We start from the raw sequence: 10,253 nt of genomic DNA, 5'->3' as shown, positions 1-10,253 counted from the left end.
GGTTTCGTGGCCATAGGTTCATTGGCTCGGGCATTACAAAGGCTTCGGCTGGACGCGTCATTCCATCGTTCAATTCAACGCCATTTCGTAACTGCTCCAGTTGTTCTTCACTGGGTTCACCTTCGACTTGAACCCAGTAAGTTTTCCATACTTTATATTTAGGATTTGCCAGGCGCGCCTGATAAACGCCATCGTTGGTTAACAAAAGCAGGCCTTCACTGTCCTTATCCAATCGTCCGGCGGGGTAGACATCATTATGTGGGATGAAAGCCTTTAATGTTTGGTCGCCTTCCTCACCTGTAAATTGCGATAACACACCGTAGGGCTTGTTTAGCAAAACCAACTTAGGATTGGCGGGTCGCTTTTTCTGTGATTTCATGCCTGCCTCAAATTGTTATGTCGATTTAAATTGGATCGCGTCAATGGATACTCTAGTATATCGGGCGCTAGTTTATCTTACTGTTAAAAAAAGTGTGGGAATTTCTGTGGATGATAACAAAGTAGTCATTGGAGGCTCACTGATTGACGCCCTAAAAGGGAACTATCAGCTGTCAGTGCGGCAAGTATTAGAGCAGTCGTTTAATGTAACCAAGTCAAACTTAGTGTCTTTGATTGGTGGTTTCTTAATTTTGTTAGGCATTAACGTGCTTATGGTTCTGGCTTTAATGAGCGTATTCTCAATTGACGCCATAGAAAGCTCGGCGCAAATTCAATACCTTGCCAGTATTCTTCAGGCTGTTATCAGCGCACCGTTACTTGGCGGGTTGATGCTAATGGGAATTAAACATAGCGTTGGGATTCAAACAAAAACAGCCGATGTTTTTAACGGATTCAATGTACTGCTTCCGCTCATTACCGTTGCCGTTATTAGCAGCTTGCTTAGCATACTGGTCAGTGAATTAATGGTGCTGGTCCACCCTAATTTTGCAATATTAGTATCGCTTTATATTACGGTAATTTTGAGTCTTGCTATGCCGTTAGTCGTTGAGCGAGGGGTGGGGCCGTTAAGTGCATTGTACTACTCGATAAAAATAACGCATTTTAAACTTCCCAAATTTATTCTGTTGTTTCTTATTATTCTGGGTTTACTGTTTGTCGCTATAATTCCTTTCGGACTTGGTCTTATTTGGATGCTCCCAATGATCTATAACCTCATTGGAGTGGTCTATCGAGACATTATTGGCGTAACTGTTATTGAGAAATCCAAAAAAGATAATTCGTCTGAAAATATTTCGGCTTGAGGACTACATGCGATTATTAACAATTTTACTGTTCATAGTACTGAGTATAGCTGCATTACTTTTACCCTGGCTTATTAAGGAGCCTGATGTAAAAGTTCCGGATCAATCGGTTACGGCGCATTTACCAGCAATTCCGGAGGTTGAAGTTAAAAGAGATCTCCCGGATTTTATGTCAATGACAGATGTCACCGAAAAGAAGGAAGAGTTCTTTCGTTTTTTGCTGCCTTTAGTTGAAGCTGAAAATATACGTATATTGCATGATAGAGCGTATCTTAAAGCCATTTATGAACGCTATAAAAACGGCGAACTTACCGCTGCAGACAAGAAACAAATGGAAGAGTGGATAAATTACTACCGTCTGGAAGACGATATTGCCATTGATGATAATCTGTTTGGTCTTCTGAAACGACGCATCGATATTATTCCGGAAATGATGGTTTTGGTGCAGGCCGCCAATGAATCTGGTTGGGGAACTTCGCGTTTCTCCAGAAAAGGTTTAAACCTATTTGGGCAATGGTGTTACTCGAAAGGTTGTGGTCTAGTGCCTACCGGAAGAGTTGAAGGTGGTCGCCATGAGGTTGCGCAGTTTGACTCGGTTAATGCCTCGGTAAAGAGCTACATGCGGAATATAAACACCCACGGAGCTTATCTGGATTTACGTTTACTACGTGAACAAAAGCGTTTAAATAATGCAGATATTTTGGCACGAGATCTTATTACTGGGCTTTCGAGCTATTCAGAGCGCGGCGAGGATTATATTGAAGAGCTACGAGCAATGATCCGTATAAACCGACCAATTGTGGAACGCGTTAGCGAAGAGTTGAATCCACCACCACAACCCGAATAACGCACTTCGACATAATAAAAAAAAAGGCTCCAATCAGGAGCCTTTTTTGTCTTGTTTAAGCCAGCTGTTTAATCGGAATATCACTCATTAAAGCAGGTTCATTATTGACTGCATCAGAGCTAAAATTTTCGGTATCAAAAGCTTTATCGCCGTTTTCATCGGCAACGCCATTGGCAGTAACCGCTTTAAAGTCAAACAGGGCATTGTCAGCCAGGTGCGAAGGAACAACATTTTGCATTGCGGTACATAAACTCTCAATTCTTCCTGGAAACTGCTTATCCCACTGGTTAAGCATTTGCTTTATTTGCTTCCTTTGAAGGTTTTCCTGAGAGCCACACAAGTTGCACGGAATAATTGGAAACTCCATAGCCTCAGAATATTGCTCTATGTCCTTTTCCCGGGCGTAGGCAAGTGGTCGAATAACAATATGTTCACCGTTATCGCTTGCGAGTTTCGGCGGCATCGATTTTAATTTGCCGCCATGAAACATATTTAAAAACAAGGTTTCAATCATATCGTCTCTGTGGTGTCCCAGAGCTATCTTAGTGGCTTTTAACTCCTTTGCCGTACGGTACAAAATTCCACGGCGTAAACGCGAACAAAGAGAGCAGGTTGTCTTTCCTTCAGGGATTTTATCTTTCACGATACTATAGGTGTCTTCTTCAACAATTTTGTATTCAACACCAAGCTTTTCTAAATACTCAGGAAGTACATGCTCTGGGAAACCTGGCTGTTTTTGATCAAGGTTAACAGCGATCAGGGAGAATCTTACAGGAGCGACTTTTTGAAGGTACTGCAATGTGTCTAACAGAGTGTAGCTGTCCTTGCCACCGGACAGACAGACCATGATGCGGTCACCATCCTCAATCATGCCAAAATCTTGTATGGCTTTGCCGGCTTCGCGGCGAATACGTTTCTGTAGTTTGTTGAAACTGTATTTGTTTTCACTGGCCATAATGGCTCCTGCAACCTGTCATATTTAAGCGTTAGGAGCCGGATTATACCTGAGGCATTAAACTCAAGCGAGGGGACTAACGAAGTCTTCTGGCTTAATGGCTAATACGTCGCAATTTAACTGATCCAGCACATGCTCAGCAGTATTACCCAGTAACGCAGCGCTTAACCCAGTGCGGCCAATAGTCCCTAACACGACTAATTCGGCATCCAGTTGTTTGGCTGCTTCAGGTATCACTTGTTCCGGTAAACCTTGAGAAAGGTACTGATAGTGACTGGAAATGCCATACTCCCGGCCAAGAGCAGCCATTCGGTTTACATGATGCTGCTCGAGTGCATCTGTATATTCGCTGACATCAAACTCTGGAATTTCTACCGCTACATTAACGGGCGCACTAGGGTACGCATTAACCAAATGCACACTGGCATCGAGAACTTTGCTCATTGACTGAGCGTGTTCAATAATTCGTTTATTTAATTTCTGATGATGTTCTTCTTCTGAACCCGTGTGAACAGCGGCAATAATTTGGCCATGACTGGGCCATTCGTGTTCTTTGACCAGCAAAACCGGGCAGGGGGCTTTTCTTAACAAGTGCCAGTCAGTTGGTGTGAAAATGAGATTTTGGAAACTCGCACTGACCTGAGTACCTTTTATGATGAGATCATGCTTGTGTTTAATCGCTTCTCTAATAATGGCTTCAAACGGGCGATTGTGCCAAACAACGCTGATATCAATAGCAATTGCGTCTGTATCAAATTCACTCAACAAGTCTGTTAGCCAGGCTTTTCTGTCAGCAATGAGATTAGAACGCATAATATCGCGTTCTTCGCTGGATAACATGGTTGTCATTTCATAAGAGAAGTCGTAAATGGATAAAAACAAAGTCAGTCTGGCATCACTCAATCGAGCCATATGCAGACCTCTTTTCAAGGCTTTATGCTGCTCATCGGCGGCATCTATAACGACCAAAACATGACGGAATGCGTCCATACTCACCTCATAATAAATCCGCGTCTATTAGTTAGATTAGACGAAAGCAGAAAGCTTTGCAGGCTTTATTGAAAAAAAGGTTTGAGGAGGGTCAATAAACTCCATAAGGCATAAATAATTAGTAAAACACCCATGGCTGTGCGAACCCCCTGGGCTCGCAAAAAGTTGTGCAGAAACTGGCTGAAATGACCTGCTGCAACCATAGCTGGCAAGGTTCCTAAGCCAAAAGCTGCCATGGTTAATGCGCCACCGCTGGCTGAACCGCTTAACGCGGCCCAGCTAAGAGCACTGTAAACCATACCGCAAGGCAGCCAGCCCCATAGGGTTCCGGCAAAGAAAGTGGCAAAAACACCCGGTTTATTTCTCAGCTTAGCGGCAAAGGGCTGAACCTTTCGCCATACCGGGCTTGCAGCTTTTTCCAAATAAACCAGGCCAGCAAACCAGCCCGTAAAATAAAGCCCCAATAGAAGCAGAAAAATAACCGCCAACCAACGCAGGATAACGGTTGTATAACCACCTTCGGGAGCAAAAAAGCCTATGGCGCCGCCGACAAGTGCTCCAATTATCATATAAGAGGACACTCGGCCTAAATTATAAAGCCATACATGATGGGGCTTAGTATTAATGCCCATGGCGCTTGCTATCCCGCCACACATCATCAGGCAGTGACCAGCGCCCGCAAGGCCCATGAGTAATGCGGTTACAAGATCAGCGCTTTGGCTTATCGGATTCATCATCGGCCTTGTTGTCTTCATCATCCATTAGAATATTGAGACCCTGACGCTCAATATCTTCAAACTGATCGGAGCGTACCGCCCAGAAAAAAATAGCCACTGCGATGATCACAAAAATTATCGCAACCGGTATTAACGCGTAAATTACACTCATTTTCGATACAACCTTAAAGAGTTACCAATGACCAACAGAGAGCTGAGCGACATGCCAAGCGCTGCTGCCCATGGTGCAACCATACCAATAGCTGCAACAGGTAATATAGATACATTATAAACTAATGCCCAAGTGAAATTTTGCTGCATCACCTTGCGTGTCTTCAGAGCGCTTTCTATAACCACTTTTATTTGATTCAATGACTCTGACATTAGTACAACGTCGGCTGCGGTTTGCGCCAAGTCTGATGCTTTTGAAAAGGTCATTGAAAGATCAGCTTTTGCAAGAACCGGACTGTCATTGATGCCGTCACCGACCATCCAGACAGTATGACCTAATTGTTGTTGTTCGGTAACGAATGCCAATTTTTCCTCTGGCTTTAATCCACTATGGTACTCAGCTATGCCTAACTCCTTAGCCAGTTCATGGACTCTGGACTCACTGTCACCACTTAATATAATAGGCTGATAGCCATTTTCTTTTAACCATTCTATGGTTTCTGCTGCACCGTCCCGTACTTGATCCTCAACCCGGAACTGCGCCAAAACCTGCTTTTTGCTTGCCACAATCACCTGGTACTTATTAAGTGCTTTAAATTCAGGGTGCCATTGCTGAATAAAACGTTCACTGCCGACTCGATAAACTTCACCGTCAAGTTCGCCTTGCAGTCCGGCCCCCATTTCGTTGCTGACATGAGTAAATTTAGCAGGGGCATCTGAAAGTTGACTCAAAGGAACGGAAAGAGGGTGCTCGGAAAACAGTTCCAGTCCACTAACAATATGATTCACTGTTTTGGGGTCGATAGAGTCCTGGCGTTCAACAAGCCGAAACTGCCCCTCGGTTAAAGTACCGGTTTTATCAAGACAAACTTTGTCTAACTGCTTTACAGACTCTAATACATCAGCGCCTTTAAGTAATATCCCATCTCGATTGAGCCGATGAATAATACCGGTAAGCACGGTGGGAGCGGCAAGTGATAAAGCACAAGGGCAGGTTGCAACCAAAACCGCTAAAGTAACCCACAGCGCATGCTCAGGCTGAATCCACCACCAACTGAAGAACGTAATAACAGCAATAATTAAAATGGCAGCAATAAAATAACCTGCAATTTTATCAATAACTTGCTGAGCTCTTGGCTTAACCGCTAATGCAGAGTCCTGCATTGATATAATACCCGCCAGCACGGTCTGCTGAGCAATAGCCGTCACTTTGACGCGTATCGGTGAATGCTGGTTAATACTGCCGGCAATAATTGCGTCGCCAAGCTTTTTCGAACGTGGCAGGCTTTCACCTGTTAGCAAACTTTCATCAACCTGTGCCTGCGGATTTAACAACTCTCCGTCGGCAGGAATGGTTTCACCAGCTTTTACACGAATAATGTCGCCGACGTTTAATTGCTTAATAGCAATAGATTCAACAGCGTCATCAGTTTCTCTGGAAGCCAGCTTAGGTAAAAGAGTCAGCCGGTTAGTTGCAAATTTTAACGCACGTTCCTTTGCGAGTAGCTCAAGAAAACGTCCAGTTAAGAGGAAGAAAGTGAACATGGAGATGGATTCAAAGTACACCTCGCCAGTATTGGTAATAGTAGCGTACACACTGGCACTGTAAGCTCCTAACAAAGCAATACTTACCGGAATATCCATATTCAAGCGTGAAGCCTGTATAGCCCGAAGAGCGCCAGCATAAAAAGGTTGTGCACTGTACAGAATGACTGGAGTTGCAAATACCAGACTGACTCCCCATAAAAAACGCTGTAAGTCAGGAGAGAGGTCACTTACCACACCAAAGTACAGGCCAAAAGCAATCATCATTACTTGCATGGTGGCAATACCTGCCACGCCTAAGCGCCTTATATAACTTTTTCTCTGGCGCTCATATTGCTGTTCAGCCTCATTGGCCTGAAATGGCAAAGCTTTATAACCAATTCCTGCTAACGCTCTGAGAATATTGCTGAGTTTTAACTCTTCAGGTGACCAGCTAACCTGTAATCGACGGCTGGTAACATTGACGATAGCTTTGTGTATGCCTTTCAAACGCATTAATTCACGTTCAATAAGCCAGCCGCACGCACCACAAGTGATATTCTCTATTGTCAGAGTGGCAACCTCAGTGCCATCACCTTCGTGTCTTACAAACTCTTTTTGTAAGTCAGGGTGGTCATACAAATTCAAATCATTTAACTCATCAGGGAGTACAGGAGTCTCCTGAAGTTGAGAGATGTCCCTGTGTTCATAATAAGCATGTAGACGATGTTCAATAATGGTTTCTGCCACGGCCTGGCAACCGGCACAGCAGACGGGCTTTTCTGAGCCTTTATATTCAACAGAAAGGTTGACTCCCCGGGGAACAGGTTGCAGGCAGTGGAAGCATTCCATGTGTTTAAACTCCGTATAATAATGGACGAAGTTTTGTTAATTCACTTTTAGGGAGTTGATACTTTTCGCTCACTTTCCATACCTTGTTATAGGGTTCAACAGTAACGGTCCACTTGCCGCTAATGTTGTCAGGAATATCAGCCCGGTAGGTACCGTCTGCGGCGACACTTAGCAAACGATTAAAGTCCTTTTCAGGCTGAGTGGCATGCACAAAATAAACCCGTAAAGCTGACAGCTCTTCCGGTTCACCTGAAGCATATTTTAGAGTTAACTTGCCCTGATTTGCAGTAAATTCGAAGGAAATATTACGACGCTGAGCTTCTTCAACGTTTTCAATAACAGCGTTAATTGTCTTGCCGCGTTTATAGTAATCGTCGACCACCATCGAAAAGTTGCCCTGAGAGATGGACAAATAAATGATAACACCGCAAACGATCATTACAGTAACGGGAAGGGAAATAAGAAACCATGGCCAAAACTGCTTATACCAAGGTTGAATCATAATAGGACCTCTTACAAAAAACCCCGCCGTAGCGGGGCTATATACTGCGTTTTATTCGTCGTTTGACAAGCTGTAGACATAAGCTGAGATAACATGAATTTTATCTTCACCTAAAATGTTTTTCCAGGCAGGCATAACGCCGCTACGCCCATACCTAATAGTTTCTTCAATTTTATTAATTGAACCACCATAGAGCCAAACATTATCAGTCAAGTTAGGAGCACCCAGCTGCTGGTTACCTTTTCCATCCTGTCCGTGACAAGCGCTGCAGACTGCAAAGTTTGCCTTGCCGGCTTCAACCAGGTCAGGATCTCTGTCGCGGCCACTAAGACTTGCGACGTAGTTTGCCAGTTCATTAATTTCTTTATCACTGAACTGCTCACCAAAAGGTGCCATGTTACCGCGGCGACCTTCTAATAAGGATGTCTTAATATCGCTTGGCTCACCACCGTACAACCAGTCATCATCAGTCAAGTTAGGGAAGCCCTGGCCACCCATAGCGTTTGAGCCGTGACACTGAGCACAGTTTTGCAAGAATAATCGTTGACCAACATCTAAAGCATCTTCATTTTTCGCCAGTTCTTTAACAGACTGCTCTGCAAATGCTTCAAAAATAGGGCCGTATTTTTCTTCAGCGGCACGAATTGAACGATCGTACTCAACTATCATTCCTTTTTCGTGAGCTTCTTCCATTGCCTGACGAGACTCTTCTAATGAGCGAACGTCTTGGTTTGAGCTTTTCCAGTCCAATAGGCCATTGAAATTGCCTAACCCAGGATATAAAGCTAAGTACAAAAAGCCCCAGGCAAAGCAGGCCCAGAATAAATAGGTCCACCACTTTGGAAGAGGGTTGTTTAACTCAACAATTCCATCGAATTCGTGGTCCATTTCCTGACCTTCTTCGATGTGAGTATAATTTTTCATGTTCCAGCGCAATAGCCAAATTAGCACCACCAAAGTGGCCAGCGTCAGAACAATTATCCATGCACTCCAGAAGCTACTCATCTTTCTTCGACTCCGGTTTGTCGCTTTTATCTACTGATGACTCGTCCTCAAATATGGAATTAGCCGCTTCATCAAATTGTTTTTTTGTGCGGCGACTGAAAGCCCAAAACACAATAGCAATGAAAATTGCCAATATGATCAGGCTAAACACGCCGCGCCAGGTTCCGTAATCCATTACTTATCAGCCTGCTGTAACGCAGTGCCAAGAGACTGCAAGTATGCGATAAGAGCGTCCATTTCGGTTTCACCCTGAACAGCTTCTTTAGCCCCGGCAATATCCTCATCTTCATAAGGAACGCCAAGCGAACGCATAACTTCCATTTTCTTAGCGGTGTCTTCACCCGTTAGCTTGTTTTCTGCAAGCCACGGGAACGCTGGCATATTTGATTCAGGAACCACATTTCGTGGGTTCATTAAGTGAACGTGATGCCACTCATCACTGTAACGTCCACCAACCCGAGCCAAATCAGGACCTGTCCGTTTAGAACCCCAAAGGTGAGGGAATTCCCATACGTGTTCTCCGGCTAAAGAGTAATGTCCATAGCGTTCTGTTTCAGCACGGAAAGGTCGAATCATCTGACTGTGACAGTTGTTACACCCTTCGCGGATATAGATATCACGGCCTTCAAGTTCTAATGCTGTGTATGGCTGTAGCCCTTTAATCGGTTCATTGGTCTGCTTCTGAAAAAGTAGGGGAGTGATTTCTACCAAACCGCCAATAGAAACAGCAAGAATCATTAAAATAGACAGCCAACCTAAGTTTTTCTCAACAAATTCGTGTTTAAAGCGACTCATTATTCTCTCCCTCAGGCAGTTTGTACGACGTTGCCTGCAGCTGTCTCACGACGGCCGGCACGAATTGTCTGGTAACAGTTATAAGCCATAAGCAGCATACCAACGACAATGAACACACCACCAATAAAGCGGCCTGTCCAGAACGGATACGATGCTTGAACACTCTCTACGAAACTGTAAGTTAGTGTTCCATCAGAGTTTGTCGCACGCCACATAAGACCTTGCATAACACCTGAAATCCACATTGAAACAATGTAGAAAACTACGCCGATAGTGTGTAACCAGAAATGAACGTTAACCAGCTTAATGCTGTAAATTTCTTTCTGATTAAACAAGCGAGGTACCAGGTAGTACATAGAGCCGATGGTAATCATCGCAACCCAGCCTAGAGCGCCTGAATGCACGTGACCAACGGTCCAGTCGGTGTAGTGAGAAAGGGCGTTTACTGATTTGATTGCCATCATCGGACCTTCGAAAGTCGACATACCATAGAATGACAGAGATACAATCAGGAAGCGCAGAATTGGGTCGGTACGCAGTTTATGCCAGGCACCCGATAAGGTCATGATAGCGTTGATCATACCGCCCCACGAAGGAACGAACAGAATGACTGACATCACCATACCTACTGACTGAGTCCAGTATGGTAGAGCGG

Annotated in this window: 13 protein-coding genes; 2 read left to right on the top strand and 11 right to left on the bottom strand. The window is 44.3% G+C overall.

Going from position 1 to position 10,253, the window contains the following annotated elements:
- Positions 1-379 (bottom strand): pseudouridine synthase (locus tag B3180_RS03865; RefSeq protein WP_286843164.1); only part of this gene is annotated, 379 nt, incomplete at its 3' end.
- A 43-nt stretch (positions 380-422) separates the two neighbouring features.
- On the opposite strand from B3180_RS03865, the gene B3180_RS03860 reads away from it, so the two are divergent.
- Together B3180_RS03860 and B3180_RS03855 are read left to right on the top strand one after the other, a co-directional pair.
- The gene (locus B3180_RS03860; protein WP_278361129.1) at positions 423-1,241 is read left to right on the top strand and encodes a hypothetical protein; all 819 of its coding nucleotides are present in this window, start codon (positions 423-425) and stop codon (positions 1,239-1,241) included.
- A gap of 7 nt (positions 1,242-1,248) precedes the next feature.
- Entirely contained in the window at positions 1,249-2,088 is an 840-nt protein-coding gene (locus B3180_RS03855) for a glucosaminidase domain-containing protein (protein WP_054487716.1), read from the top strand.
- Between the two features lie 55 nt (positions 2,089-2,143).
- On the opposite strand, the gene ttcA is transcribed toward B3180_RS03855, so the two are convergent.
- The 10 genes from ttcA to B3180_RS03805 form a co-directional block, all read right to left on the bottom strand.
- Positions 2,144-3,043 carry a tRNA 2-thiocytidine(32) synthetase TtcA gene (gene ttcA / locus B3180_RS03850; RefSeq protein ID WP_271331388.1) on the bottom strand — a complete coding sequence of 300 codons (900 nt, stop codon included), beginning with the start codon at positions 3,041-3,043 and terminating at the stop codon, positions 2,144-2,146.
- A 63-nt stretch (positions 3,044-3,106) separates the two neighbouring features.
- Complete coding sequence (gene uspE, locus B3180_RS03845) at positions 3,107-4,033, bottom strand: universal stress protein UspE (RefSeq protein WP_199495178.1); 927 nt, start codon at positions 4,031-4,033, stop codon at positions 3,107-3,109.
- Positions 4,034-4,098: 65 nt separating this feature from the next.
- Positions 4,099-4,770 carry a sulfite exporter TauE/SafE family protein gene (locus B3180_RS03840; RefSeq protein ID WP_278358683.1) on the bottom strand — a complete coding sequence of 224 codons (672 nt, stop codon included), beginning with the start codon at positions 4,768-4,770 and terminating at the stop codon, positions 4,099-4,101.
- Positions 4,742-4,921 carry a cbb3-type cytochrome oxidase assembly protein CcoS gene (ccoS, locus tag B3180_RS03835; RefSeq protein WP_054487724.1) on the bottom strand — a complete coding sequence of 60 codons (180 nt, stop codon included), beginning with the start codon at positions 4,919-4,921 and terminating at the stop codon, positions 4,742-4,744. The genes B3180_RS03840 and ccoS overlap by 29 nt, the downstream gene beginning before the upstream one ends.
- Positions 4,918-7,296 (bottom strand): heavy metal translocating P-type ATPase, encoded by a 2,379-nt coding sequence (locus tag B3180_RS03830; protein WP_278358684.1) that lies wholly within the window; start codon positions 7,294-7,296, stop codon positions 4,918-4,920. The genes ccoS and B3180_RS03830 overlap by 4 nt, the downstream gene beginning before the upstream one ends.
- Before the next feature lie 4 nt (positions 7,297-7,300).
- Positions 7,301-7,798: a FixH family protein gene (locus B3180_RS03825; protein ID WP_278358685.1), complete on the bottom strand. Its 498-nt coding sequence runs from the start codon at positions 7,796-7,798 to the stop codon at positions 7,301-7,303.
- A gap of 51 nt (positions 7,799-7,849) precedes the next feature.
- Positions 7,850-8,803, bottom strand: coding sequence for a cytochrome-c oxidase, cbb3-type subunit III (ccoP, locus tag B3180_RS03820; protein WP_054487729.1), 954 nt, complete (start codon positions 8,801-8,803; stop codon positions 7,850-7,852).
- Complete coding sequence (locus B3180_RS03815) at positions 8,796-8,978, bottom strand: cbb3-type cytochrome oxidase subunit 3 (protein WP_054487731.1); 183 nt, start codon at positions 8,976-8,978, stop codon at positions 8,796-8,798. Before B3180_RS03815 ends, ccoP begins: the two co-directional genes overlap by 8 nt.
- The gene (gene ccoO, locus B3180_RS03810) at positions 8,978-9,598 is read right to left on the bottom strand and encodes a cytochrome-c oxidase, cbb3-type subunit II (protein ID WP_054487732.1); all 621 of its coding nucleotides are present in this window, start codon (positions 9,596-9,598) and stop codon (positions 8,978-8,980) included. Before ccoO ends, B3180_RS03815 begins: the two co-directional genes overlap by 1 nt.
- Before the next feature lie 11 nt (positions 9,599-9,609).
- Positions 9,610-10,253, bottom strand: a 644-nt coding sequence (locus tag B3180_RS03805) for a cbb3-type cytochrome c oxidase subunit I (protein WP_286843157.1), incomplete at its 5' end; no start/stop codon positions are given.

Source organism: Idiomarina sp. UBA4206 (assembly GCF_002383015.1).
Taxonomy (GTDB): domain Bacteria; phylum Pseudomonadota; class Gammaproteobacteria; order Enterobacterales; family Alteromonadaceae; genus Idiomarina; species Idiomarina abyssalis.
The sequence above is the reverse complement of the archived record's forward strand: the minus strand, read 5'-3'. Positions and strand labels throughout refer to the sequence as shown.